Here is a 25,312-nt window from a genome sequence, read left to right as displayed (position 1 = left end):
AAGCACGGTCTCTGGAATACTGGATCGCCCGATCAAGTCGGGCGATGACAGTTGAGTGTGAGGTGCTTGCGTGCCTCACTCGTCCCGGGTGTCGCTGCACTCGCAATGACGGACGGAGAACCTCAATACTTCTGCGCTTTTTTGCATGGCGCATAGAAGGTGCCGCTGGTGCTCACGACGCGCTCGAGGCAATGCCGGGGGTCGGTGATCTCGCCGTCGACCTGGAAATAGTAGGCCTGCGTTCCCATGCTCAGGATGTAATAGCCTGGCGGAAGATCAAGCTCTGAATCGCCGGCATGAAGCTCGTACATTTCGGGCGTCCCCGGGATCGGGGACGCCCGGAACGGATAGGCGATGTTGCGGACGACCCCGAAATCGTCTCCGCCGTTCGGTGTCTTGCCTGCGGCATCGGTCGAATATTCCCTGGCGATTTTCGCCACGACCCGAACCTCGACGCGTTCGGGGATTGCCTTTGCGACATCGCGCCGGAACACGATGAACTTGACGCGGCCGTTGGATAAACGAGGCCGATCAGGCTTTTTGAATGCCGCCGAAATCGCGATCCGCATGTCCGGCGCCATCACGCCGGTCGCGTTCAATTCCGCCAGCGACTTGTCGTCGATCAAGGCATAGATGCCGTAGTCGGTTGGCAGCACGCGCGTCGGCGGAGGCGGGACGGGGGGGACCATTTCCGGCTTGGCGACCGTGATCGTCGTCTCCGGCCTGGGCGCGACCTGTGCGATCTCCGGGGCCTGCGACGAAATCTGCCGGCGCAGCGCGGCGATGTTGTCTCGCTGCGAGACGATCAGGATGACGACGCCAACGGCAAGCAGGATCGCCGCAGTCCGTTTGATCACCGGGAGAAGCGGACCTGAATTTGTCGGCAGCTTGCTGCGGGACGTCCCGAGCCCAGATGGTGGAACGGTCGCGTCGCCGGATACCAGAAGACCGCCGGGCTCCTTTGAGGATAAGAGTTGTTGGGACGGCAGACGCTCCAGCGGCGCCTGCTCACGCGAGAATTTTTCGACCTCGTCGATCGCGACCTCGAGCGCCCGCTTCATCTGGTCGATGTTCTTGGCGTCGGCGTAAGTGAACTGCTCCTGGAGCTTGTAGCGGGCAAGATCGTAGACCATCTGCCGCCTGGCTTCCGGGTCTTCTCTCACCGTGTCGAGCATGCGCGAAATCACCAGCGCAAACTGCACCTGGTTTGCGGGCGAGTCCGTCTGCTCCTGCTGGCTGGGAAGCAGGTCCTTCGAACTCATAGCGCTGACGGTCCAACGCCGATCACGCCTTCACCCAATTTTTCCATTCGAAACAGTCGGTTAAACGATGCGGTTAGCGTCCGCGGCAGCTTGGTACACGTCCTGATGCAACAAGGAAAGCCTCAGAAACAACCGCGGAGGTGTGTCGGCGCTTCGCGCAGGCGAGGCGTGCACCCGACGAAGGTGGCACCTTGCGCCAGTAATTCCCCGGAATGCGTGCTGGCGCCCGATTTGCATAGCTGTCGCAAAGCAGCTGGGGAACGAGTCGCCGGCGTCGCGCGCGTCCCCGTGCGCGGAGCGCGGGCGGCATGTGTGTCCCCTGCAAGGATGACTTCGATCCGCGGGAACACGATATGCGATCTGGAAGATTATGCGTGGCGGCGCTGCTGGGGCTGACGGCGTTTCTGGCGACATCGGCGCTGGCACGCGACGACGGGCGCTACGCCAATTCGCCGCTGAAGCCCTGGTTCGAGAGCCTGCACAGCGAGTACGGGCAATGCTGCACGGATGCCGATGGCTATGTTGTGGCCGATGCCGACTGGGAATCCGACAAGGGCCACTACCGCGTGCAGATCGACAACGAATGGGTCGCCGTGCCCGACGGCGCCGTCATCACCGAGCCGAACAAGATCGGCCGCACCATGGTGTGGAAGCACTATATCGACGGCCATCCCCGTGTGCGCTGCTTCATGCCGGGCAGCATGACGTAGAGCTCGTAGCTAGAATTTGTACGTCACGCTGCCGAGCACCGTGCGGCCGATGCCGAGGAAGCAATCGCCGCGCGCCAGGCACGTGGTGAGATGGCGCTTGTCGAAGAGATTGCTGGCGTTGACCTGAAGCCGCCAGGGGCCGTTGTCGTAACGAACCATCGCATCGAACAGGGTGTAGTCGGGCGTGCGGATGGTGTCGGTGCCATCCCAGGACTGACCGATGTAGCGCACGCCGCCGCCGAGCGTGACGCCGGGCAGGCCGAGCAGAGTGAGGCGGTATTTCGCCCAGAGCGAAGCCTGGTGATCCGGCACGGTCTCGACATGCTTGCCGGAATTGTCGCCGCTCTCCACGCGAGCGTCGAGATAGGTGTAGGCGCCGATCAGATCGAGCTCCGGCGTGACGCGTGTCAGCACCTCCAGCTCGGCGCCGCGGATGCGGACCTTGCCGGTCTGGATCGAGAGCAGCGGATTGTCCGGATCGCTGGCGAGCCGGTTCCTTTCGGTGGTGTCGAAGATGGCGCCATTGACTGCATTGCCGGGCGTCGGATTGTACTTGAAGCCGAGTTCGACCATCTCGCCGCGTTGTGGCGCGCAAGACCCCGCGGCGCAGACACCGCTGCCGAACACCGGGTTGAATGATTGCGCGTAGGTGACGTAAGGCGTGACGCCGAACGGCAGCTCGTACATCAGCGCGGCGCGGCCGGTGGTCGCCTGGTAATGCTCGACCGGAGAACCTTGTGTGTCACTGGTGACGTAATCGTGGCGCAGGCCGAGGACCGCGAGCCATGGTCCGAGCCGCAACTGGTCCTGGGCGTAGAGGCCCAGCTGGCGCTGGCGGAGATCGGGCTCCGCGGTCATGTCGGGCGGCGTGACGCCAGTGTAGACGGGCGCGTAGAGATCGAACGGCGTCGAGTCGTAGCCTCCGCCGGAGGCGGCGCGCTCCTTGTAGCCACGGTAGTCGACGCCGAACAGCGTCTTGTGTTGAACGGCGCCGGTCGCGAACTTCAGCTCGGCGTTGGTGTCCGAAGTCAAACTGTCCTTGACGCTGTCGCGCGCCCAGACGATGCGCGCCACCGTGCGCCGTCCGGCGTCCAGGAACGGATTGTCCGGCGTCGTGTACACGTCCGGATACATTCCGTGATAGATGCCCTCGACATGCGCATAGCGGAGGTTCTGCCTGACGGTCAGGGCATCGCTGAAACGATGCTCGAACAGGCTGGAGACCGCGCCGGTCTCGGTCTGATAGCGGTCCCAGCCGGGCTCGCTGGTGAAGCGGTTGATCGGAATGAGGCCGTTGGGACCGGGATAGAGCGTGCCCTCGTGCGGCAGAAACGCCGTGGAAGAGCCGGTCTTGTCCTTTTGGTAGGTGCCGAGCACGGTCCAGCTCGTGTTGTTGGTCGGGCGCCAGGTCAGCGACGGCGCCAGCAGGATGCGGTCGTCCTTGACGTAGTCGGTCTGCATGTTGCTGTCGCGGAACACGCCGACGAAGCGGTAGAGCCACTCGCCGTCCTTGGTGAGCTTGCCCGTGGAATCGAGCTGCACCTGCTTGCGGTTGAAGCTGCCATATTGCACGCCGATCTCGTTGGCGGATTCGGCCTGCGGACGTTTCGAGATCAGGTTTAACAGGCCGGCGGTCGAAGTGTCGCCGTAGAGCACCGACGAGGGGCCGCGCAGGACCTCGATCCGCTCCAGCGTGTAGGGCTCCGGCCGCCATTCATTGAAATTCCAGGTGTTCACGACCCTGGTGCCGTCGAGATAGATGTTCGGGTCCTGGCCGCGGATGCGCGGATAGTCGCCGCGCGAGTCCGCGCCGTAGGCGTCGGCGAATACGCCCGGCACGTAGCGCAGCGCCTCCTGCACAGTGGTCGCACCCTGGTCCGTGACGCGATCCGCAGTCACCACGCTGATCGATTGCGGCGTCTCGCGCAGCGGGGTGTCGGTCTTGGTGCCGGTGCCGCTGCGGGTTGCGACATAGCCCCGGACCGGTCCCGTCGCGGTTTCCGCAGCAGTGCCCGCGCCGGCTGCCGCAGCGTCTACGTTAGACGGCGCGCGCTCGGCCTGACGACGACGGTTTGCGGCCTGCGCGGCCTGTCTTGAGCGGGCCGGGCGTGCACGCGGTGTCGGCCGCGACGACGATTGCTCGACGACGACGGGAGGCAGCTCCCGCGATGATGATTGCGCTTCGGCCGGCGCTGCGTCCATCAGGCCTGCCAACAGCGGCAGGGCGCCGCCGATCAACTTCGCCGTCGTCCTCAGATGGTTTGTCATTCACGCCCCCGTCATTTGCGACGGGCGACGACTAACAAGCGCGATGGAGCGCTTGAAGTGCAGGAGGGACGCAGCGTCCCTCAATCGTCGAATTTAGAATTAGTATTCATATAAATCGAGCACGCGCCGATTGATGTCGGCGCGTGGATGCGTGAATGAGAGCATGACGTAGTGTGCCTTGCGCAGCGCCGATCAACGCTGCTCGCTCGTAGCGTTCGCACTCGCGAGGCGCTTGACGCGCGGCGACAGCACCGAGACCTGCGCAGGCGAGGCGGGCATTTCCGCGACGATCATCGCGGGGGCGGTCGACTGCTCTTCGACGCCCGCGCCGCCGAGCACCTGAACTTGCGTCGCCGAGATCGGAAACGACTGCATTTCGTAAGAGGGAAGCTCGCTGGCGAATGCATTGGTCGAGGCCGCAATCATGGCGCCGGCAACGGCAATCATTGAAAGAACGCGCATGGGAAAATCTCCGTTGAATGTCTCAATCGGAGGTTTGGTCGCCGCAGCGCCGCGACAGGTTCGCTCGTGTACGAACATTCGACCGTCGCCGGCTGATGTATTTGATTGCGTGATGCGACAGGACGAAACAGGTGAGACGTTTTTCGCGCCAATGTTTCCGGACGGTTTCACGACAAGGCCAAGGCGCCTCGTTAATGTGCTTGCAGATCGAGCTGCGCAGCTTTGGTCGTCGCGCTCGCCTCGGGAAAGCGCAGGTTCATCGTCGTGCCGCGACCGGGTACGGAGGAGATGACGAGCTCGCCACCGTGGGCGGCCATGATCTCACGGACGATCGACAGGCCGAGGCCGGCGCCGTCGCCCGCGCCGTTGCCGGTCTGGAACGGCTCGAGCAGCCGGTGCTCCGCGCCATCGGGCAGGCCCGCGCCGTCATCGTCGATCGAGATGTTGCCGCGGCTGAGCGTCGCGACGATGCGTCGCGCGCCATGGGCGTGGATGATTGCGTTGCCGACGAGATTGGCAAGCGCGCTGCGTACGGCGGCGTCCACGCCTTGCACCAGGAACGGACCTTCCTGGGCGCTCTCCAGCGCAAACTCGATACCGGCGTCCAGCGCCGATGGACCGAAATCGGCCAGCACGTCCAGCGTGATCTCGGCAAGATCGATCGGCCGTTTCTCGATCGCATGATTTTGCAGCCGCGCCAGATCGAGCATGGCGGAGACCAGCGAGGTGAGGCGGCGGACGTCCCGCACCAGTTCGGCCTTCAGGGCCGGCTCGGGCACGTCGTCGATCTTGGCGCGCAGCAGCGTCAGCGGCGTGCGGAGCTGATGGGCGGCATTGCCGAGAAAGCGCCGCTGCATTTTGATATAGGCGTCGATCTCGGCGAAGGCGCGGTTGAGCGCTTCGACCAGCGGCTTCAGCTCGTATGGGACCTCGGACAGGGATATCAGGCCTTGCGGGGCGGAAGGGTCGATCGCGAGCGCGCGGCGCGCAACCCGTTCGATGCCGCGCGAGACGAACCGTGCGGCGAGCGCCGAGCCGATCGCGACGGTGGCGGCAAAGGCGAGCGCCAGCAGCACGATTGAGAAAATGCTGCGGACGAGGAAGTTTCTCGCAATCCGCCCAAATCGAACCTGAGGCTCGCCGACCATCATCGCGAGCTGCAACGAACCCCGTTGCACGACAGCGAGGCAGAAAGTGCTCTTCTGGTCGAGCGTGTTGAAGACGGAAGAGCCGATGGGGCCGTGATAGGGAAACGCGAAAGGAAGGGCCGGCCGGCGTTCGCTGCCGTACTCGCTGATGAAGCCACCCGCTGATACGACGTACCAGAGGTTCGGGCTATCCGCTTTCAGCTCCTCGAGTCCGGGAGTTGAGCGCACCGTCAGGTTTTGCCCTTCGATCACCGTGGCACGATCCAGAACGGCAGCCACAACCCGGCAAGCTCTGAACTCGCGCTCCTCGGTCGGGTACCGCCAGATGAAGATACCCAGCATGATCAGGAAGATCGTCGTCGCGGCGATGCCGAGCGAGATCGCAAAGGTCCGGGCAATCGACCTCATCGCGGCGTCGCCAGCCGCAGGATGTAGCCGATGCCGCGCATGCTGCGGATCTCGACATCGCCGCCGAGCTCGGTCAGCTTCTTCCGGAGGCGCGACACCTGCGCCTCCAGCGTGTTGGATTCGATCTCGTCGTCGAAGCCGTAGATTTCCTCGATCAGCGCGGCGCGGGTGATGACGCGGTCGCGCCGCATCAGCAGCGCTGCGAGGATCAATGCCTCGCGCCGTCGCAGCAGGATTTTCGTGTCGGCAACCACCGCCTCGTTGCTGCCGAGATGTAGCTCGACATTGCCGAGCGACAGCACCGAGGGTGCGAGTAGCCGCGGGCGCCGCAATACGGCGCGCACCCGCGCGATCAGCTCCTGCGGCTCGAAAGGTTTGCCGAGATAATCGTCGGCGCCGGCGTTGAGGCCATCGACGACGTCCTCCTTGGCGTCCTTGGATGTCAGCATGATGATCGCAGGGCGCTCCGGCGATTGGCTCAGCGCCATGACCACCTGGAGCGCGTCTCCGTCAGGCAGCATCCGGTCGACGATCGCGAGGTCGTATTTGAAGTTGTCCAGCGCCTGACGGGCATCGGCAACCGAGCCGACGAGGTCGACGACACCGTGCAATTGCCCGAGCAGGCGGCTGACATAGGCGCCGATCTGCGGTTCGTCTTCGATCACGAGGGAACGCACGCGGGGTCGTCCTTGACTCTGCCGGGCAACAAACCCCCGAGCGTGACAGCTCGTGCGCAGGGTTCCCATTAAGGCAGCGAGCGAGGCGAATAAAAGGCAGGAACGCGAGCGCGGAAAGGCCCGTCGGCCGAAGTTTCCGGGCATGAGCACGGCCCTGCAATGTTTGGGCAATGTTGGTCCTGTGGCGCGTGCCGCGGGCGCACGGGGGGGAATGGATTGGGGCGGAGCCTGCGTCCTGCAATCTTGGGGCAATTTTGCCGGACCACATGCTGTGGCTCCTAACCACACGTAGAGACCAGGCCAGCACGGCCGGTCCGGGGCCCTGTAAATGAAGCATTTTGACGAAGCCGCTTTCGACCCCGCGGCGAGCACGCGGAAGACCTTGGCGACCGCTGTCCTCGCCGCACTTGGCGCGGTCATGACGATCCCTCAATCCGCACGCGCACAGACCGCGTTCACGCTGCCGGCGCCGCCGTTCGACGTGCCGATGCTGCCTTCACCGTCCGGCAACTGGACCGTCACGGTCGGCATCGGCGGCGAATACACGCCGGATTTCGTCGGGTCAAAGAACGGGAAGTTGCTCCCGATTCCGATCTTCACCATCCGCCGCGCCGGATCGCTCGACCAGTTTCGCGGGCCGCGCGACAGCGCCAGCATCGCGCTGCTCGACGTCGGCAATTTTCGCGCGGGGCCGGCGTTCAAATACGTCTCGTCACGCAAGAGCGACAAATATTCCGAGCTGACCGGCCTTGGCGACGTCAAGGCCGCATACGAGCTCGGCGGCTTCGTCGAATATTTTCCGGTCGACTGGCTACGCCTGCGCAGCGAATTGCGCCAAGGCATGGGCGGCCATACCGGCACGGTCGCCGACGTCTCCGCCGACGTCATCGTGCCGCTGATCCAGCGGCTCACGATCTCGGCCGGTCCGCGCTTCACCTGGAAAAGCACCAAGGCGACAGCGCCGTATTTCGGCGTCGACGCCGTGCAGGCGGCGGCGTCGGGCTTGCCGACCTACGATGCCAGGGGCGGTGCGCATTCGGTGGGCTTCGGCAGCCAGATCTCCTACCGCATCGATCCGAAATGGGAGGTCCATGCCTATGTCGAATACGAGAAGCTGCTCGGCGACGTCGCCGACAGTCCGCTGGTAAAGCTGCGGGGCTCGTCGAATCAGACCACCGTCGGCATCGGCGCGTCCTATTCCTTCGACTTCAGGATCCGATAGGCCATGCGCCGCAGAATTATCCTATGCCTCGCCTGCGCGATTGCTTGCGCCGTTCTCGGCGCTGCCGCGGCATTCGAAACGCGCGCGACGCGGATCCAGGCGATCAAGACCGTCGGAATCGTTTCCGCCATCGGCGAGGAGTTGAGCCTGTCGCAAGCCGGCCTGATCCGCCTCGGCAATGACGGACAGAGTGTTTCGATCAGTGCCTGGGGCCTGGACGAGTTGATCGTCCAGCAGGCGACAAAGCTCTTGAGCGGGCACTTTCGCGTACAGGCCGTGAGCTACAGGCGCGCCGCGTTCGCCGCGATCAGGGATTCCGCGGTTGCGCCCGTCAATCTCCTGCGCAGCGATCCGTTCAAGGAGCTGGTCCGCAGCGATGTCGCGCCGCAGGGGCTGGACGCTTATGTTGTCATCACCCGCGCGAAGTCGAAGCTGGGGAACGGCCGCATGGTCGAAGGCGTCGGGCTCGCCCAATATCGCACGCTGCTTGCAGACTATGGCCTGATCCACGCGCTCTACGAAGTTCGCGTCATCGACGGAAAGTCGTTCGACGTGATCGAGAAGCGGGTGGCTGCGCCGCTCGACAATACCGGGACCATGCGGCTCGCCGGGCCGAGCGGGCCGATCGACGCATCGTTCGAAGGTCCGGCGTCGAGTGAGCGGCTGCGTGCGGCGATCGTGGATCTGATCACGCGCAGCCTGCCGGTCACGCTGGGCGACATGCACTTGATTGAGAGCCAGTGACCCTCAGGTCACCGGCGCCGGATTGAACAGCGTGAGATCGTTGTGGATGCCCCACCGGTCCGACCACGGTTTGGTGCGGCCGCTGGCGACATCGAGGATCAGGCGGAACAGGTCCCAGCCGGTTTCCTCGATGGTCTTCTCGCCGGTGGCGATGCCGCCCGCATCGACGTCGATCAGGTCCTTCCAGCGCCGGGCAAGCTCGGTGCGGGTGGCGACCTTGATGACGGGCGCGGCCGCGAGACCGTAGGGTGTGCCGCGGCCGGTGGTGAACACTTGCAAGGTCATGCCGGAAGCAAGCTGGAGCGTGCCGCAGATGAAGTCGCTTGCCGGCGTTGCCGCGAACAGCATGCCCTTCTGCGTCGCTCTCTCGCCGGGCGAAAGCACGCCGGTGATGGCGGACGAGCCCGACTTCACGATCGAGCCTAATGACTTCTCGACGATGTTGGCGAGGCCGCCCTTCTTGTTGCCGGGCGTGGTGTTGGCGCTGCGGTCGGCGCCGCCGCGGGCCAGATAGGAATCGTACCAGGCCATCTCGCGCACCAGCGCGCGGCCGACGTCCTCGTTGATGGCGCGGCGGGTGAGCAGCTGGATGGCGTCGCGTACCTCGGTGACCTCAGAGAACATCACGGTGGCGCCGGCGCGCACCAGCAGGTCCGCGGCGAAGCCGAGGGCCGGGTTGGCGGTGACGCCGGAGAAGGCGTCGCTGCCGCCGCATTGCAGGCCGATCACGAGATCGGCGGCCGGGCAGGTCTCGCGGGTTCGCCTGTTGAGGATCTTCAGCCGCGCCTCGGCCTGCGTCATGATCGCATCGACGATCGCGCCGAAGCCGTCGAAGGCTTCGTCCTGCATCCGCACGATGGCATCACTGACGCCTTCCGGCACCAGCCGCTCCGGCGCGAGCTTTTCGCATCCCAAGCTAATGACCAGAATCTCGCCGCCGAAATTCGGGTTCTGCGCGATGTTTTGCAGGGTGCGGATCGGCACCACCGCATCGGGCGCGTTGATGGCGACGCCGCAGCCATAGGCATGCGTCAGCGGCACGACATCGTCGACGTTCGGGTATTTCGGCAGCAGCTCGGCGCGGATGCGCTTGACTGCGTATTCCATCGTGCCCTTGACGCATTGCACGGAGGAGGAGATGCCCAGAATGTTTTTCGTGCCGACCGAGCCGTCGGTGTTGCGAAAGCCCTCGAACGTGAAGCCTTCGAGCGGCGGCAATGGTGCGGGGACGGCGGTGGAGATTTCGAGTTTGTCGAGGGCAGGGGCCTCCGGCATGCGGATGCGGGCCTCATCGACCCATTCGCCGGCCAGGATCGGCGCAAGCGCGTGGCCGATCACCTCGCCGTAGCGGATGATCGGAGCATCCTGCGCGATATCGACCAGCGCCGTCTTGTGCCCCTGCGGCACGAAGGCGCGCAGCGTCAGCCCGCTGGCGAAGCGCGAGCCGGCGGGAAGCCCGAAATCATTGACGACGATCGCGACATTGTCGCGCTCGTTGAGCTTGATGTAGCGGGGCTGTTCTTTCGCTGCGACGTCCTGGTCCATGAAAGGACTCCGGATTTGTAGGGTGGGTTAGCGCAGCGTAACCCGCCAAGGTCTCTATCCTGGGAAGCAGAAGGGTGGGTTACGCTGCGCTAACCCACCCTACGATGTCCTCCCCGTGGTTAGCCGGGGAAGGTATAGGCCGTCTTCACCGTCGTGTAGAACTCGCGTGCATAGGAGCCCTGCTCGCGGGCGCCGTAGCTCGAGCCCTTCCGGCCGCCGAACGGAACGTGATAGTCGACGCCGGCGGTCGGCAGATTGACCATGACCATGCCGGACTCGCTGTTGCGCTTGTAGTGCGAGGCGTATTTCAGGCTGGAGGTGCAGATGCCGGAGGCGAGGCCGAATTCGGTGTCGTTGGAGATCGCCAGCGCTTCCTCATAGTTTTTGGCGCGGATCACGGCGGCGACGGGGCCGAAGATTTCCTCACGCGCGATGCGCATGTTGTTGTTGGCTTCGGTGAACAGCGCCGGTGCGAGGTAGTGGCCGGGCGTCTCGCGCTTGAGCAGCTCGCCGCCGAAGGCGAGCTTGGCGCCTTCGTCCTGACCGATCTTGATGTAGCGCAGGTCCTGGTCGAGCTGGCTCTGGTCGACGACGGGGCCGATATGCACGCCGGCCTTGAGCGCGTCATCCACCGACAGGCCGTTCAGGCGCTCGGCCACCGCCGCGACGAAGCGGTCGTGGATGCCCTCGGTCACGATCAGGCGGGACGAGGCGGTGCAGCGCTGGCCAGTCGAGAAATAGGCGCCGTTGACGGCGACCTCGACGGCGGTCTTGAGGTCGGCGTCGTCGAGCACGACCAGCGGGTTCTTGCCGCCCATTTCGAGCTGGAATTTCTTCATCGGGTTCGACAGCACGCAGGCCTGCGCGATCTTGCGGCCGGTCTGCACCGAGCCGGTGAAGGAGATCGCGGCGACATCCGGATGATCGAGCAACGTCTGGCCGACGACGGAGCCGGAGCCGACCACGAGGTTGAAGACGCCGGCGGGAATGCCGGAGCGGGTGATGATCTCGGACAGCGCATGCGCCGAGCCCGGTACCAGCTCGGCGGGCTTGAACACCACGGTGTTGCCGTAGCAGAGCGCGGGTGCGATCTTCCAGGCCGGGATCGCGATCGGGAAATTCCACGGCGTGATCATGCCGATGACGCCGACCGGCTCACGGGTGAGCTCGACATCGAGGCCGGGACGCACGGACGCACCCTTCTCGCCGATCAGGCGCAGCGCCTCGCCGGCAAAGAATGCGAAGATCTGGCCGGCACGCGCCACCTCGCCGATGCCCTCGGGGAGCGTCTTGCCTTCCTCGCGGGCGAGCAAGCGGCCAAGTTCTTCCTTGCGGGCGATAATCTCGAGCGAAATCTTGTTCAGAGCGTCATAGCGCACCTGCGGCGTCGACTGCGCCCAGGCGGGGAAGGCGGCTTTCGCGGCCGCGATCGCCTTCTCGGTCTGCGCCTTGTCGGCCTTGGCGTATTCGCCGACGAGATCGTTGGTGTTGGAGGGGTTGATGTTCTTGGTGACGCCGGAGCCATCGACCCATTCGCCGCCGATGAAGTTCTTCAGGATCGCAGTCATCTCTTTTTCCTCCGAGGAAGGTTTAGTTCTGGTTTTGACGTGATCCTGACCGGAAAACCGGTGTCCACTTTTCCGGGATCACGTCTTACCGCACGAGGCAGGGGCGCTTGTCGTCAAACGTCCAGCCGGGGATCAGGTCCTGCATGGCCATAGCGTCATCACGGGCGCCAAGTCCATGCTTCTTGTAGAGCTCATGCGCAGCCTCGATGGCGGCGCGGTCGATCTCGATGCCGAGGCCCGGACGCTCCGGCACCGCGATCTTGCCGCCCTTGATCAGGAGCGGCTCCTTGGTGAGCGCCTGGCCGTCCTGCCAGATCCAGTGCGTGTCGATCGCGGTGACCTTGCCGGGGGCGGCGGCGCCGACATGGGTGAACATGGCGAGCGAGATGTCGAAATGGTTGTTGGAGTGTGAGCCCCAGGTCAGGCCGTTGTCGCGGCAGGTTTGGGCGACGCGGACCGAGCCTTGCATGGTCCAGAAATGGGGATCGGCCAGCGGAATGTCCACCGCGCCGAGGCGCAATGCGTGGGACAGTTGGCGCCAGTCGGTCGCGATCATGTTGGTCGCGGTCGGCAGCCCCGTGGCGCGGCGGAACTCGGCCATGATCTCGCGGCCGGAGAAGCCGCCTTCCGCGCCGCAGGGGTCCTCGGCATAGGCGAGGATGCCGTGCATGTCCTTGCAGAGGCCGATGGCTTCATCGAGCGACCAGGCGCCGTTCGGGTCCAGCGTGACGCGCGCGTCAGGGAAGCGTTTTGCGATGGCCGTGACGGCCTCGATCTCCTGCTCGCCGCGCAGCACGCCGCCTTTGAGCTTGAAGTCGGCGAAGCCGTAATGGTCATGCGTCGCCTCGGCGAGGCGCACCACCGTCTCGGGCGTCATCGCCTCCTGATGGCGGAGGTTGAACCAGTCAGGTTTGCCGGTCTCGCCCTTGACGTAGTCGAGCTTGCTCTTCCGCCGGTCGCCGACGAAGAAGAGATAGCCGAGCGTCTCGACGCTCTTGCGCTGCTGACCTTCGCCGAGCAGTGCGGCGACGGGCAGGTTGAGATGCTGGCCGAGCAAATCGAGCAGCGCAGACTCGATCGCCGTGACCGCGTGGATCATCACGCGTAGATCAAAAGTCTGCTTGCCGCGGCCGCCGGCGTCGCGATCGGCGAACGCGGTGCGGACGTCGGCCAGAATGTTGTTCATCGCGCCGACGGTCTTGCCGATCACGAGATCGCGGGCGTCCTGAAGCGTCTGCCAGATCTTTTGCCCGCCCGGCACCTCACCGAGGCCGGTGTGGCCGGAATTGTCGGTGAGGATGACGATGTTGCGGGTGAAGAACGGCGCGTGCGCGCCGCTCAGATTGAGGAGCATGCTGTCGCGGCCCGCGACCGGGATCACCTGCATCGACGTGACGATTGGTGCTCCGGTGACTTCGACCATCAGCTGCTCCTCCCTGTTGCCTTTTGTTATTCTGCCGCCTGTTGTGTCGATCCTGCGGCGGACAGATTTTGCACGAGTGCGGTGAGTTCCGCCATCTCCTGCTCGGTCAAATCGGTCAGCGGCGGGCGGACCGGACCGGAATCGCGGCCGATCACCTTCATGCCGGCCTTGATGATCGAGACCGCATAGCCCTTCTTGCGGTTGCGGATCGCGATCAGCGGCAGGATGAAATTCTTCAGCCCGGCATTGATCGTCTCGTGGTCGCGCTTGCGCACCGCGGCGTAGAAATTGGTCGCGAACTCCGGCACGAAGTTGAACACGGCCGAGGAGTAGGTCGTCACACCCATGTCGAGATAGGGCAGCGCGAAGGTCTCGGCCGTCGGCAGGCCGCCGACATAGGTCAGGCGATCGCCGAGCTTGGTGTAGACGCGGGTCATCAACTCGATGTCGCCGATGCCGTCCTTGTAGCCGACGAGGTTCGGGCAGCGCTCGGCGAGGCGGGCGAGCGTATCGGGCTGCAGGATGGCGTTGTCGCGGTTATAGACGATGACGCCGATCTTCACGGAGGCGCAGATGGCCTCGACATGGGCGGCAAGGCCGTCCTGCTCGGAATGGGTGAGGTAGGGCGGCAGCAGCAGCAGGCCGTCGGCGCCGGCCTTCTCCGCGCCAATCGCAATCTCGCGCGCGGTGGCGGTGCCGTAGCCGGTGCCGGCGAGCACGGGCACGCGGCCCTTGGTCTCTTCGACCGCGATCTTGACCACATGCGGAACTTCCGACGGCGTCAGCGAGAAGAACTCGCCGGTGCCGCCGGCGGCGAAGAGACCTGCGACGTCATAGCCGCACAGCCAATCCATGTTGGCGCGGTAGGTCGCCTCGTCGAACGAATAGTCCGCCTTGAAGGGCGTGACGGGGAAGGACAGGAGGCCCGATCCGATTGTCTGGGCCATTTCCTGTGGGGTCATCTTGCTCATGGGCGCGGCTCCCTGATTGCGTGTTGTGGAGGACGCGGGCTTGAGGCCTGCGCGTCCATGCGCCGTTGTTTAGGCAACCGTTCGATGCGCGTCCAAGCCAAAGCCTATATCGACCGATGCGGATTGAGCATCAATCCTCCGCCACCTCCGCGGAGGACAATTCGCCGGCGATTTTGACCAGCGCCGAGAGCAGCGGATCCTCGTTGTCGCGTCGCCAGACCATGAACAGCTCGACGGGCACGCGCGTGCGCAGCTTGAGCGGCCGCAGCCGCACGTCCGCGATCTTCAGGCTCGCCGCCGCCGCCGGCACGATGGCAAGGCCGAGCCCGGCGCGCACCATCGCGAGGATCGAGTGGATCTGGCTCAAATGCTGGACATAGCGCGGCAGAATGTCGGCGCGGGTGAACAGTGCGACCAGCAGGTCGTGGAAGTAGCGGCTCTCATAGGGCGAATACATCACGAAGGGCTGGTCGTCGAAATCCTTGATGGTGATGCTCTCGGCATTCGCCAGCGGATGCTTCTTCGGGATCGCGGCGAGCAGGGGCTCGGCAACGACGCGGCGGCTGGTGAGCTCGGGGCGGGCGATCGGCGGCCTGAGCAGGCCGGCGTCGATCTGGCCCGAGGTCAGCGCCTCGAACTGGTCGCCCGAGACCATCTCCTTCAGCGAGAAGTCGACCTCCGGCAGCTTGGCGCGGCAGGCCGCGACGAGCTCGGGGAGGAAGCCATAGGCGGCGGCGGCGGTGAAGCCGATCTTGAGCGAGCCGGTCTTGCCGAGCGCGATGCGGCGGGCGACCTGCGAGGCGCTCTCCGCAAGCTTCAGGATTCGCCGGGCCTCGGGCAGGAAGCTGCGGCCGGCAGGCGTCAGGCGCACCGAGCGGCTGGTGCGCTCCAGCAAGGGCGCATCGATGATGTGCTCGAGCACCTGGATCTGCCGGGACAGCGGCGGCTGGGTCATGTTCAGCCGCGCGGCGGCGCGGCCGAAGTGCAATTCCTCCGCAACTGTCACGAAACAGCGGAGCTGGTTGAGGTCGAACATCGATACATGCCTTAGATGGATAAGGCGTTTCCCAGGCACTTCTAGCATCGATCACCCCCAAAACAAAGACGGCGGCTGAAGAAGCCGCCGTTGAGTTGCCTGTCCCACTCCGGTCACCCGGAGTGCTCAGGAGGAACGTTTGAGCACCACCCGCTCGATCTTGCCGACCACCACGAGATAGGCGAAGGCGGCCACCAGCGCGTTGAGGCCTACGAACACCAGCGCGCCGTTGAAGGAACCGGTCGCGGCCAGGATGTAGCCGATCACGATCGGGGTCGAGATCGAGGAGAGGTTGCCGAAAGTGTTGAACAGGCCGCCGGAGACGCCGCCGGCTTCCTTGGGCGAGGTGTCGGAGACGACGGCCCAGCCGAGGGCGCCGATGCCCTTGCCGAAGAAGGCGAGCGCCATGAAGCCGACCACCAGCGCCTGTCCATCGACATAGTTGCAGGCGATGATCGACATCGACAGCAGCATGCCGCCGACGATCGGGATTTTCCGCGCCAGCGTCAGCGAGCCGGTCTTGCGCAGGATCGCGTCGGAGATGACACCGCCGAGCACGCCGCCGATGAAGCCGCACAGGGCAGGCAGCGTCGCGACGAACCCGGCCTGCAGGATCGACAGGCCGCGCTCCTTGACGAGGTAGACCGGAAACCAGGTCAGGAAGAAATAGGTCAGCGTGTTGATGCAATACTGGCCGAGATAGACGCCGAGCATCATGCGGTTGGAGAGCAACTGCCGGATGTGGTCCCATCTCGGGCCGGAGTCCGGTGCGCGCTCATCCTTCGGCGCATCGAGGTCGACCAGCGCGCCGCCCTCCTTGATGTAGTCGAACTCGGCTTCGTTGATGCCGGGGTGCTCCTTCGGACCGTAGACGGTCTTGACCCACGCGATGCCCATGACGACACCAAGCGCGCCCATCACGTAGAACACGAAGCGCCAGCCGTAATCATGAGCGATCCAGCCCATCAGCGGCGCGAAGATCACGGTCGCGAAATACTGTCCGGAATTGAAGAACGCCGACGCGGTGCCGCGCTCATTGCCGGGAAACCAGGCCGCGACGATGCGGGCGTTGGCGGGGAAGGAGGGCGCTTCCGCGATGCCGACCAGGAAGCGCAGGCCGAACAATACCGCGATCGCGGTGCCGGCGCTGAAGAAGCCGACCCAGCCCTGCATCATCGTGAAGATCGACCAGACCATGATGCTGAAGGCATAGACGAGACGCGAGCCGTAACGGTCGAGCAGCCAGCCGCCCGGCACTTGCGCGATCACATAGGACCAGCCGAACGCCGAGAAGACCCAGCCCATGGCGACGGAATCGAGATGCAGCTCCTTGGAAAGCGCGGGGCCCGCGATCGACAGCGTGGCGCGGTCGGCATAGTTGACGGTCGTGACCAGGAACAACATGGTCACGATGAACAACCTGACGCGAGACCTTCTCACGTCCGTTGCGGACACCACTGCGCTCATCACGCGCCTCCTCAGAACTCGAAACGTTTTCCTCGAAGCGACTCCTAGAGGCGCACGCGGCAAAGTGTCCAAGTTGAAGGGAGTATCGATCGATACCATTTTTGGATTGATGGAACGGCAGGTGGGGGAAACGTTACGCTGAGATCGCGACTGTGCTTGCCGCTTACCCCGCTGTCATTCCCCGCGAAGGCGGGGAATCCAGTACGCCGCGGCTTCTCGGTTCAGTCATCGCTGTCACGGCGTACTGGATCGCCCGATCAAGTCGGGCGATGACACTGAGTGTGTGGAGCTACTGCTGCGCGGCCGGCAACAGTGGCGCGAGCAGCCCGCGCGTCACGTTCGGCGGCGCCGCATCCAATCCGAGCACCGCACTCGCAGCGGGAAGCGCCGCATCCGCCATCGCGGCATGGCCTTCGGCAGACGGATGCACGGCGCCGCCATAGACGGCGGAGAGTACGCCCCAAGTCGCGTCGTGAATGTCGGTCGGCTGGCTCGCTGCGGGCAATCCCTGCGGATAAGTCATCGCGGCAAAATAGCTGTCGTTGGCGTCGCGGATCCAGCGCGCGCGCGGCAGATAGGCGCGATACTCCGAGGCGCCGCGGCCGCACAGCATCGGCTGGCTCGCCGCGCTCACGATGTCGGGATTGAAGCTCTGGCCGTTCTCGGCGAAGCACGTGCGGTCGAATTCGGGGTCGTTGCCCGAATGCGCGCAAAATCCGTGATCGGCGAACGCGGCCTGATGCGAATCCACGAAGGTCATGCGGTCGGCTTCGGGATCGCGGCACAGCGCCCCGCGGGTGCAGGTGGCGAGCCCTTTCAACTGCGGCAGGAACTCGGTGTCGACGAAGGTCGAGACGCGGGCAAGCCGCTGCGGATCGGCGTTGAAGGACGGATGGATGTCGAAGCCGGCGCGGCCGCCGCGGCAGGGCACGCCGCCGTCTGCGAGCGCGGGGTTGGCGTAGGAGACATAGACCACGTGCGAGAGATCGCCGCCGACCAGCGGCTTCAGCGCCTCGCGCAGCTTGACGAAATTCTGCGGCAGCTCGCGTGCCAGCGCGTCGCGGGAATCGTCGACATTCGCCATCACGCCGGAGCGGCGGAACAGCGCGCGCTCGGTCGCGGTGTCGACGATGACGTCGGCGACGAGGCCGGAGAAGTAGATGTCGTTGGCGCCGACCGAGAGCAGCACGAGGTCGAGCGTGCGATCCGGCTGGCGCTTCCTGGCGGCGGTGAGCGCCTCGCGCAGCTCGGCGACCTGCGCGTTCACGCTGGTGTTGCAGACGCCGGTCTTGCCTGGCGGGCATTCGCGGGCGCGCTGCGAGCCCAGAAGCCCGTCGCCGATGCTGGCGCCGGTGCAGGCGAGCGGCAGGAAGGTCACCGCGATGTGGGCGTAGCGGACCGCGAGCGCCAGCGCGGTGCGGGCCTGGTAGCTGTAGAGCGAGCGATGGCAGGGCGAGTTGAACCACAGCGCGCTGTAGCGCTGCCAGTTGGCGAGCGTATCCGGCGCCTCGCAGGCGCGGCCGCCCTTATAACCGGCCCGGCTCGGCCGGTAATATTGGCCTCCGCCGGCGGTGCCGAGATAGGAGCGGAAGCAGAATCCATCGTCCGACAGCGGCAGCGGCCGGTCCGGATTGCCTTCGCCGGAGGCGATGCTGTCGCCGAGGCCCGCGACGAAGATGTCGCGAACCTGGATCTCGGTCTGGACGCGCTGGCTCGGATCGGCGCCGGAGGAGACATCGACGCTTGCAACCGTCTGCTTGCCATAGCGCACGCGCAAATTGATCGGCTCGGCGCAGTCGAAGGTCGAGGTCTGCGGGCCGTCGCCGTCGTCGAACGACCAGGCGCAGGTGGCGCCGACCGGCACCGCGCCGGTCAGGCGCACCGTCACAGGATGGTCGGTCGGGGTGAGGTAGTTCTCTTTGACGTTGTCGCGGTTGCAGGGCTGGTTGACCCGGCCCTGAAGGTCGATGCAGAGCCGGTTGACCATGTTGCGGGCCCAGCCGCGGCCCTCGCTCTGGAGCTCCAGCGACTGCTCGGCGGCGAGAATGCTGCGGTTACGCGCGTTCTCGGCATGGAGCAGGAAGTCGCGCTCCTCGCGGAACAGGCGGAAGCGGTTGCGCACCTCCCAGGAGATCTGCATCGCGCCGGCGTCTTGCGCGCCTGCGCGCTCGGGCGGCAAAGCGGTCAAAATCCCGACAAGCAGCAGGAGGCCTGCGGGAAAGGTACGAAAGGATAAAGGGATCATGGCTCGGGTGTTCAACGGCAAAGTTGAGGCGGAAATAAGAGAGGATTGTTCTCCCGCCCGCAACCTTTGTCTGACCGTTTTTACCGCTTGCCGGCCTGCCGCAGCGCCCGCTCCCGCTCCATCGCGGCCACCTGCTGGGGCAGGTTGGCTTGCGCGCAGGCCTCCGCCAGCCGCCGCCGCTCCTGCCAGGGCGCGACCACGTTCATCCAGAGCTCGCGCGCGCCCATGATGGAGATGGCGAGGCCGAACGGGATCACGAAATAGAGGATGCGGAACACCAGCAGGGTCGCCAGAAGCTGCTCGCGGCCGTATTCGGGCAGCGCGACCAGCATGGCGACGTCGAACACGCCGATCGAGCCGGGCGCGTGGCTGGCAAAGCCAATCAGCGTCGCCAGGATGAACACCACCGCCAGGGACATGAAGTCGACCGGCGGATTGGCCGGCATCAGCAGGTACATCGCCGTGGCGCAGAAGCCGAGGTCGACCACGCCGATCATGATCTGCACCAGCGTCAGCGGTGCCGAGGGCAGCGCCACCTTCCAGCCCTTCTGGCCGAGTTCGCGGCGCTTCTCGCCCATGCAGAGCCAGACCAGATAGGCGCCGATCGAGGCGAGACCGCCGAGCCCGATCAGCCGGTTGATCGACGACGGGAGTTGGTCCATCGACGAGGCGGCATCCGGATGGATCACCATGCCGATCGAGAGCACGAAGATGTTACCGAGCCAGAAGGTCAGGCCCGACAGGAAGCAGATCTTGGCAACGTCGATCGCGTTCAGCCCGTAATCCGAATAGATCCGGAAACGGATCGCGCCGCCGGTAAAGACGGTGGCGCCGATATTGTGGCCGATCGAATAGGACGTGAAGCTGGAGAGTGCCGCAATGCGATAGGGCACGTGCTTCTTGCCGATCGTTCGCAGTGCAAAAAAATCGTAGAAGGTCAGCGTGCAGAACGCGAAGACGACGCAGATCGCCGCCAGCCCGATATTGGCGCGGGGAATCTCGGTCAACGCGGTCAAGATGACGCCGGTATCGATGTGCTTGAGCGTGCGCACAAGCGTCGTGATCGCGAAGGCGATGATGAAGACGCTCGCGGCAACGCCGAGACGTCGCCAGCCGATCCATCTCTTGAAGCCGCGTTTCAGCGCGGGCAGCAGTCCGTGCATTCATCCTCCCGGCGGGGGGCAAGACCGACCAGGCCAGACATTGGCCGGTCGGGTACGATCACTGCCCGAAACGGGCTTCGATCGCTAGGCATGATGTAGCTCATTTAAGGCAAAAACAGCGACTTGTGCAGCCCTTGACAAGGATTGGTTCTGCGTTGGACCGGCCGCTTTGTCATATGTGGTTCACATCGGGCGCGTTAAGCATATGAGTCGAGACACGGGGTTCGGATCGCGCACCCGCGCGTCGACATGATTTCATCGCCTGACGTTTCACGCATTGTTCCAGCGCAAGCGGTGCCTGCTTTTTTTGGAACGTCGGTGCCGTGCGCCGGTTAGCGGCTCATCAGCAATCGAACACAGCGGGATATGCGGCTTTTCGTGCAAGCCGGCGCCTTCGTGTTCCCGAAACTTCGAGAGGATCGGAACGATGGGACTGTTCACAAAAGACATCAAGACCATGAACGACCTGTTCGTGCACCAGCTTCAGGACATCTATTACGCCGAGCAGCAGCTCACCAAGGCGCTGCCGAAAATGGCAGATAAGGCCACCGATCCGCAGCTGAAGCAGGGCTTTTTGACGCACCTCGAGGAAACCAAGCAGCACGTCGCGCGGCTCGAGGAAGTGTTCAGGATGCACGGCGCTCAGGTAAAGGCAGTCAACTGTCCCGCGATCGACGGAATCATCGAGGAAGCCGACGAGACCGCAGGCGAAGTCGCCGACAAGGCGGTGCTGGACGCCGCCCTGATCAACGCGGCGCAGGCCGCCGAGCACTACGAGATCGTCCGCTACGGCAGCCTGATTGCCTGGGCCAAGCAACTCGGCCGCAGCGACTGCGCCGCCGTGCTCGCCAAGACGCTCGAGGAGGAGAAGGCGACCGATAAGAAGCTGACGGCGCTCGCCGAGAGCAAGGTGAATCTGCGCGCGGCGGGGTAACGGAGGCGTAGCAACGGAAACGCCGCGCGGTCGTTTGCGCGGCGCCCTTTCATTATTCGGCCATTGTCGAATCATGGCAGTGCGCTGGAAGCGTATGTTTCGCATGGGGCTGCAACCGAGGTGGCAGCATGCGAGTGAACACCGTCAAATACGAAACCTTCGACAAGGGAGCCGGCGCGCCACGTGCCGGCTCGCGTCTTGCGACCTCTCTCACGCTGGCCGCGATGAGCCTCGGCTATGGCGTGGTGCAGCTCGACGTCACCATCGTCAACACCGCGCTCGATGCGATGGGAAAAAAGCTGGGCGGCGGCGTCGCCGAGCTGCAATGGGTGGTCAGCGCCTATACGATCGCTTTTGCGGCCTTCATCCTGACGGCCGGTGCGCTGGGCGACCGCATCGGCGCCAAGCGTGTCTTCATGGCGGGGTTCGCCATCTTCACCGCGGCCTCGCTCGCCTGCGCGCTGTCGCCCAACGCCGCGGTGCTGATCGCAGCGCGGCTGGTCCAGGGGCTGGCGGCGGCAATCCTGGTGCCCAATTCTCTCGCGCTGCTCAATCATGCCTACGTGGATGATCGTGCCCGCGGTCGCGCCGTCGCGGTCTGGGCTGCAGGCGCCAGCCTTGCGCTAACGGCTGGTCCGTTCGTCGGCGGCGCCCTGATCACGCTGGTTGGCTGGCGCGCGATCTTTCTGGTCAATCTGCCGATCGGGCTTGCGGGCCTGTGGCTGAGCTGGCGCTTTGCCAGCGAGACCACGCGGGCGCCTTCGCGCGAAATCGATCTCCCAGGCCAGCTCGCCGCGATCGGTGCGCTGGCCGCGCTTGCCGGCGCGATCATCGAAGCCGGCGCGCTTGGTTTTGAACATCCGGCCGTGATCGCCGCCTTGGTCGGAGCCGCCGCACTCGCCGTGCTGTTCGTCTGGCGCGAAAGCCGCGCGGGGCAGCCGATGCTGCCGCTGTCGCTGTTCAGTCACCGGCTGTTTACCTTGACCACGATCGTCGGCCTCCTCGTCAACATCGCCATTTACGGGCTCATCTTTGTGCTCAGCCTCTACTTCCAGCGGATCAACGGGCTGTCGGCCTGGTGGACCGGGCTCGCGTTCGTGCCGATGATGGGGGCGGTGCTGCCGGTCAATCTGCTGGCGCCGCGCCTCGCTGAACGCATCGGCCCGTGCCCGACCATCGTGGCCGGCGCCTGCATCTCGGCGCTCGGCTGCCTCGGGCTGATCCGGATCGAAGCCGGGACGAGCTATTGGGCGATCTTTGCGCAGATGATCGCGATCAGCGGCGGACTTGGCCTGCTGGTGCCGCCGCTGACCTCGACCTTGCTCGGCAGCGTCGAGAAGGCGCGCTCCGGCATCGCCGCCGGCGTCCTGAACGCGACGCGGCAGACCGGCAGCGTGCTCGGTGTCGCGTTGTTCGGCTCGCTGGTGGCGTCGGACGCGGCGTTCATGTCGGGCCTTCACCAGGCGCTCATCATATCGGCGGCCGTCCTGATGCTTGCCGCCGCCGTGATCGGTCTCGGTGCAAGCACGAAAGCGCGTGCAATGTGAGCGGCCGCACACATTCTCTGTTCACCATCCTTGGAACCGGCATATAGCCGGTTACCGACTGTCCATCTCTGCCGGTTCTAGTGCGGATGGAATAGGGGCCGGCAATGTATCAAGTTCTTTACTGCCTGACTGATCAGCATGATTGGCGTCTGGTCGCACTTGGCGGAGCGGTCTGTCTGCTTGCCAGCGCGGCGGCGATCAGCCTGTTCTACCGCGCACGAGCGGCGAGAGGGGGAGCGCGCGTCTCGTGGATCGCGCTCGATGCCGTCGTCGCCGGCGGCGGCATCTGGGCCACCCATTTCATCGCGATGCAGGCTTACGGTCCTGGCGCGGGTGGCGCCTATAACGTTCCGGTGACGGTCCTGTCGCTGATCTTCGCGATTGCTGTCACCTTCATCGGCGTGAGCATTTCGGTGTCTTTCGCCCGAGGGGGCCTGGTTGCGCTCGGAGGTGCCGTCGTCGGCAGCGGCGTTGCCGCCATGCATTACACCGGCATGATGGCGCTCGAGATTCCCGCGCGCATCGGCTGGGAGACCGGCACCGTGACGGTATCGATCGTCCTCGGCATCGTCTTCGGATCGCTCGCCCTGTTCGTCGCGAGCCGACGCGACAGCCTGGCGAGCGCGCTTAGTGCGACGGGTTTGCTGACGCTTGCCATCGTCGCGCATCATTTCACCGCCATGGGCGCAGTGGAATTGACACCGGATCCCGCGATCGTCATCAGCGGCCTGTCGATCCCGCCGGGCTCATTGTCGATCCTCACCGCCAGCGCCGCCGCCGCCATCATCGCGATCGCGCTCGCGGCGGCTCTGCTCGACCGCCGCGCCAAGGGCGAGTTGGGACGCCAGCAAGTCGTGCTGGATACCGCGCTCGAGAACATGTCGCAGGGACTGTGCATGTTCGATGCGGAGGGCAAGATTCAGCTCTTCAACGAACGCTACGCAGCGATGCTCGGCCGCACCGACATTGCGCTCGCCGGCCGCCTGCTCGTCGACGTGTTGCGGGAAGAGCAATCCAGGGGCCAGTGGCAGGGCGATGCGAGCGAATTCTTCGCGCGCCTCGTGGCCGACGCGCGCGAGGGCCGCACGACCACCCAGGTCGTCACCCGGTTCGGTCGCTCCATACGCGTCGTCAACCAGCCGATGCACGGTGGCGGCTGGGTCGCGACCTTCGAAGACATCACCGAATGGCTGGAGGCACAGGCCAAGATCTCGCACATGGCACGCCATGACGCGCTGACCAGCCTGCCGAACCGCGTGCTGTTCCACGAGCAGCTCGAACAGGGCGTGCGCCGCGTGAAGTCCGGCGACCAGCTCGCTGTGCTGTGTCTCGATCTCGACCACTTCAAGGACATCAACGACTCGCTCGGCCATCCCATCGGCGATGCGCTGCTGAAGGAGGTCGGATGCAGACTGAAGGCCACCGTCGGCGCGAGCGATACCGTGGCACGCCTCGGCGGTGACGAGTTCGCCGTGGTTCAGATCGGACGGTCGGAGGAGGCTGCGGCAAGAGCTCTTGCCGGCCGCCTTGTCGAGGTGATCTCGGCGCCTTACGAGATCGACGACCATCAGATCGTGATCGGTGTCTCGATCGGTATCTCGCTGTCGCCGCAGGACAGCAGCAATCCGGACGAGCTCCTGAAGAACGCCGACCTCGCGCTGTATCGCGCCAAGGCGGACGGCCGCGGCACCTACCGCTTCTTCGAGACCGGCATGGATGCGCGCGCGCAGGCGCGGCGCCTCCTGGAAATGGATCTGCGCGCGGCGCTTCAGCGCAACGAGTTCGAGGTCTACTATCAGCCGATCCGCGACGTCGTCAGCGACCGGGTCGTCGCCTTCGAGGCGTTGCTGCGCTGGAACCACCCGCATCGCGGCCTGATCGCTCCCATCAACTTCATTCCGCTGGCCGAGGAGACCGGCCTCATCGTCCAGCTTGGCGAATTCGTGCTGCGCAGCGCCTGCGCTCACGCGGCGACCTGGCCCGACGACGTCGACGTGGCGGTCAATTTGTCGCCGATCCAGTTCAAGAGCCCGAACCTGATCGCAACCGTGACCGAAGCGCTGGCCGCTTCGGCACTCCAGGCGCGACGCCTGGAGCTCGAGATCACCGAATCCGTGCTGCTCCAGAACAGCGAGGCGACGCTGACCACCTTGCACGAGCTGCGCGCCATGGGTGTGCGGATCTCGCTCGATGATTTCGGCACCGGCTATTCGTCGCTGAGCTATCTGCGCAGCTTCCCCTTCGACAAGATCAAGATCGACCGCTCGTTCGTGTCGGAGCTCGCGACGCGCGAGGATTCCATGGCCATCATCCGCGCCGTGACCGGCCTCGGGCGCAGCCTCGGCATCGTCACCACTGCGGAAGGCGTCGAGAACGATGCGCAGCTCGAGCTGTTGCGGCGCGAGGGCTGCACCCAGGCGCAGGGCTATCTGTTCAGCAAGCCGCGGCCTGCGTCCGATGTGGCGCTGATGCTGGGACGTCCGCCACGGCTGCGCGCGTCGGCTTGAGAAGG

General features: G+C 65.0%; 19 protein-coding genes. 6 read left to right on the top strand and 13 right to left on the bottom strand.

The genetic code is table 11. The features are described from left to right. Positions 1 to 122: 122 nt before the first annotated feature. A complete protein-coding gene (locus AB7532_RS24480; protein WP_441237252.1) occupies positions 123 to 1,262 on the bottom strand; it encodes a hypothetical protein in 1,140 nt (379 codons plus the stop codon). Positions 1,263 to 1,615: 353 nt separating this feature from the next. Here AB7532_RS24480 and AB7532_RS24475 point away from each other — a divergent pair, with 353 nt between their 5' ends. Continuing rightward, the gene (locus tag AB7532_RS24475) at positions 1,616 to 1,972 is read left to right on the top strand and encodes a hypothetical protein (RefSeq protein WP_441237251.1); all 357 of its coding nucleotides are present in this window, start codon (positions 1,616 to 1,618) and stop codon (positions 1,970 to 1,972) included. 9 nt (positions 1,973 to 1,981) lie between these two features. Here the strand turns inward: AB7532_RS24475 and AB7532_RS24470 are convergent, their stop codons facing one another. The 4 genes from AB7532_RS24470 to AB7532_RS24455 form a co-directional block, all read right to left on the bottom strand. After that, on the bottom strand, positions 1,982 to 4,240 hold the full coding sequence (locus tag AB7532_RS24470) for a TonB-dependent siderophore receptor (RefSeq protein WP_441237250.1): 2,259 nt from the start codon (positions 4,238 to 4,240) through the stop codon (positions 1,982 to 1,984). Between the two features lie 192 nt (positions 4,241 to 4,432). Beyond that, a complete protein-coding gene (locus AB7532_RS24465; protein WP_441237249.1) occupies positions 4,433 to 4,702 on the bottom strand; it encodes a hypothetical protein in 270 nt (89 codons plus the stop codon). A gap of 191 nt (positions 4,703 to 4,893) precedes the next feature. After that, entirely contained in the window at positions 4,894 to 6,258 is a 1,365-nt protein-coding gene (locus AB7532_RS24460) for a sensor histidine kinase (RefSeq protein WP_441237248.1), read from the bottom strand. Further along, entirely contained in the window at positions 6,255 to 6,935 is a 681-nt protein-coding gene (locus tag AB7532_RS24455; RefSeq protein WP_441237247.1) for a response regulator transcription factor, read from the bottom strand. The genes AB7532_RS24460 and AB7532_RS24455 overlap by 4 nt, the downstream gene beginning before the upstream one ends. A 328-nt stretch (positions 6,936 to 7,263) precedes the next feature. Here AB7532_RS24455 and AB7532_RS24450 point away from each other — a divergent pair, with 328 nt between their 5' ends. Beyond that, positions 7,264 to 8,157 (top strand): MipA/OmpV family protein, encoded by an 894-nt coding sequence (locus tag AB7532_RS24450; protein WP_441237246.1) that lies wholly within the window; start codon positions 7,264 to 7,266, stop codon positions 8,155 to 8,157. A gap of 3 nt (positions 8,158 to 8,160) precedes the next feature. Continuing rightward, positions 8,161 to 8,901, top strand: a complete 741-nt coding sequence (locus tag AB7532_RS24445) for a hypothetical protein (protein WP_441237245.1) — start codon at positions 8,161 to 8,163, stop codon at positions 8,899 to 8,901. A 3-nt stretch (positions 8,902 to 8,904) separates the two neighbouring features. Here the strand turns inward: AB7532_RS24445 and garD are convergent, their stop codons facing one another. The 8 genes from garD to AB7532_RS24405 all read right to left on the bottom strand — a co-directional run bounded on the left by garD (position 8,905) and on the right by AB7532_RS24405 (position 20,319). Continuing rightward, positions 8,905 to 10,446, bottom strand: coding sequence for a galactarate dehydratase (gene garD, locus AB7532_RS24440; RefSeq protein ID WP_441237244.1), 1,542 nt, complete (start codon positions 10,444 to 10,446; stop codon positions 8,905 to 8,907). Positions 10,447 to 10,565: 119 nt separating this feature from the next. Then, positions 10,566 to 12,014: an aldehyde dehydrogenase family protein gene (locus AB7532_RS24435; protein ID WP_441237243.1), complete on the bottom strand. Its 1,449-nt coding sequence runs from the start codon at positions 12,012 to 12,014 to the stop codon at positions 10,566 to 10,568. A gap of 85 nt (positions 12,015 to 12,099) precedes the next feature. Continuing rightward, positions 12,100 to 13,437 (bottom strand): glucarate dehydratase, encoded by a 1,338-nt coding sequence (gene gudD, locus AB7532_RS24430; protein WP_441237242.1) that lies wholly within the window; start codon positions 13,435 to 13,437, stop codon positions 12,100 to 12,102. Positions 13,438 to 13,463: 26 nt separating this feature from the next. Continuing rightward, entirely contained in the window at positions 13,464 to 14,408 is a 945-nt protein-coding gene (gene kdgD / locus AB7532_RS24425) for a 5-dehydro-4-deoxyglucarate dehydratase (RefSeq protein ID WP_441237241.1), read from the bottom strand. A gap of 130 nt (positions 14,409 to 14,538) precedes the next feature. Then, a complete protein-coding gene (locus AB7532_RS24420; RefSeq protein WP_441237240.1) occupies positions 14,539 to 15,444 on the bottom strand; it encodes a LysR substrate-binding domain-containing protein in 906 nt (301 codons plus the stop codon). Between the two features lie 126 nt (positions 15,445 to 15,570). Continuing rightward, positions 15,571 to 16,911 (bottom strand): MFS transporter, encoded by a 1,341-nt coding sequence (locus tag AB7532_RS24415; RefSeq protein ID WP_441237239.1) that lies wholly within the window; start codon positions 16,909 to 16,911, stop codon positions 15,571 to 15,573. Positions 16,912 to 17,200: 289 nt separating this feature from the next. Next, positions 17,201 to 19,156 carry a hypothetical protein gene (locus AB7532_RS24410; protein WP_441237238.1) on the bottom strand — a complete coding sequence of 652 codons (1,956 nt, stop codon included), beginning with the start codon at positions 19,154 to 19,156 and terminating at the stop codon, positions 17,201 to 17,203. Positions 19,157 to 19,236: 80 nt separating this feature from the next. Beyond that, positions 19,237 to 20,319 (bottom strand): lysylphosphatidylglycerol synthase transmembrane domain-containing protein, encoded by a 1,083-nt coding sequence (locus AB7532_RS24405; protein WP_441237237.1) that lies wholly within the window; start codon positions 20,317 to 20,319, stop codon positions 19,237 to 19,239. Positions 20,320 to 20,746: 427 nt separating this feature from the next. Between AB7532_RS24405 and AB7532_RS24400 the strand changes: the two genes are divergently transcribed. The 3 genes from AB7532_RS24400 to AB7532_RS24390 all read left to right on the top strand — a co-directional run bounded on the left by AB7532_RS24400 (position 20,747) and on the right by AB7532_RS24390 (position 25,307). Continuing rightward, the gene (locus AB7532_RS24400) at positions 20,747 to 21,253 is read left to right on the top strand and encodes a YciE/YciF ferroxidase family protein (protein ID WP_441237236.1); all 507 of its coding nucleotides are present in this window, start codon (positions 20,747 to 20,749) and stop codon (positions 21,251 to 21,253) included. A gap of 128 nt (positions 21,254 to 21,381) precedes the next feature. Further along, the gene (locus tag AB7532_RS24395; protein ID WP_441237235.1) at positions 21,382 to 22,800 is read left to right on the top strand and encodes an MFS transporter; all 1,419 of its coding nucleotides are present in this window, start codon (positions 21,382 to 21,384) and stop codon (positions 22,798 to 22,800) included. A gap of 104 nt (positions 22,801 to 22,904) precedes the next feature. Then, on the top strand, positions 22,905 to 25,307 hold the full coding sequence (locus AB7532_RS24390) for a bifunctional diguanylate cyclase/phosphodiesterase (RefSeq protein ID WP_441237234.1): 2,403 nt from the start codon (positions 22,905 to 22,907) through the stop codon (positions 25,305 to 25,307). Positions 25,308 to 25,312: the final 5 nt, after the last annotated feature.

The sequence above is a fragment of the Bradyrhizobium sp. 930_D9_N1_4 genome (assembly GCF_052076015.1).
GTDB lineage: Bacteria > Pseudomonadota > Alphaproteobacteria > Rhizobiales > Xanthobacteraceae > Bradyrhizobium.
The sequence above is the reverse complement of the archived record's forward strand: the minus strand, read 5'-3'. Positions and strand labels throughout refer to the sequence as shown.

Excerpts from the sequence above, each read along its gene's own strand:
- AB7532_RS24435 (WP_441237243.1), bottom strand. The coding sequence starts at position 12,014 with ATGACTGCGATCCTGAAGAACTTCATCGGCGGCGAATGGGTCGATGGC.
- AB7532_RS24480 (WP_441237252.1), bottom strand. The coding sequence starts at position 1,262 with ATGAGTTCGAAGGACCTGCTTCCCAGCCAGCAGGAGCAGACGGACTCG.
- AB7532_RS24400 (WP_441237236.1), top strand. The coding sequence starts at position 20,747 with ATGGGACTGTTCACAAAAGACATCAAGACCATGAACGACCTGTTCGTG.
- AB7532_RS24405 (WP_441237237.1), bottom strand. The coding sequence starts at position 20,319 with ATGCACGGACTGCTGCCCGCGCTGAAACGCGGCTTCAAGAGATGGATC.
- AB7532_RS24470 (WP_441237250.1), bottom strand. The coding sequence starts at position 4,240 with ATGACAAACCATCTGAGGACGACGGCGAAGTTGATCGGCGGCGCCCTG.
- AB7532_RS24395 (WP_441237235.1), top strand. The coding sequence starts at position 21,382 with ATGCGAGTGAACACCGTCAAATACGAAACCTTCGACAAGGGAGCCGGC.
- AB7532_RS24450 (WP_441237246.1), top strand. The coding sequence starts at position 7,264 with ATGAAGCATTTTGACGAAGCCGCTTTCGACCCCGCGGCGAGCACGCGG.
- garD (WP_441237244.1), bottom strand. The coding sequence starts at position 10,446 with ATGGACCAGGACGTCGCAGCGAAAGAACAGCCCCGCTACATCAAGCTC.
- AB7532_RS24460 (WP_441237248.1), bottom strand. The coding sequence starts at position 6,258 with ATGAGGTCGATTGCCCGGACCTTTGCGATCTCGCTCGGCATCGCCGCG.
- AB7532_RS24475 (WP_441237251.1), top strand. The coding sequence starts at position 1,616 with ATGCGATCTGGAAGATTATGCGTGGCGGCGCTGCTGGGGCTGACGGCG.
- AB7532_RS24420 (WP_441237240.1), bottom strand. The coding sequence starts at position 15,444 with ATGTTCGACCTCAACCAGCTCCGCTGTTTCGTGACAGTTGCGGAGGAA.
- AB7532_RS24445 (WP_441237245.1), top strand. The coding sequence starts at position 8,161 with ATGCGCCGCAGAATTATCCTATGCCTCGCCTGCGCGATTGCTTGCGCC.
- AB7532_RS24415 (WP_441237239.1), bottom strand. The coding sequence starts at position 16,911 with ATGAGCGCAGTGGTGTCCGCAACGGACGTGAGAAGGTCTCGCGTCAGG.
- kdgD (WP_441237241.1), bottom strand. The coding sequence starts at position 14,408 with ATGAGCAAGATGACCCCACAGGAAATGGCCCAGACAATCGGATCGGGC.
- AB7532_RS24410 (WP_441237238.1), bottom strand. The coding sequence starts at position 19,156 with ATGATCCCTTTATCCTTTCGTACCTTTCCCGCAGGCCTCCTGCTGCTT.
- AB7532_RS24390 (WP_441237234.1), top strand. The coding sequence starts at position 22,905 with ATGTATCAAGTTCTTTACTGCCTGACTGATCAGCATGATTGGCGTCTG.
- AB7532_RS24465 (WP_441237249.1), bottom strand. The coding sequence starts at position 4,702 with ATGCGCGTTCTTTCAATGATTGCCGTTGCCGGCGCCATGATTGCGGCC.
- gudD (WP_441237242.1), bottom strand. The coding sequence starts at position 13,437 with ATGGTCGAAGTCACCGGAGCACCAATCGTCACGTCGATGCAGGTGATC.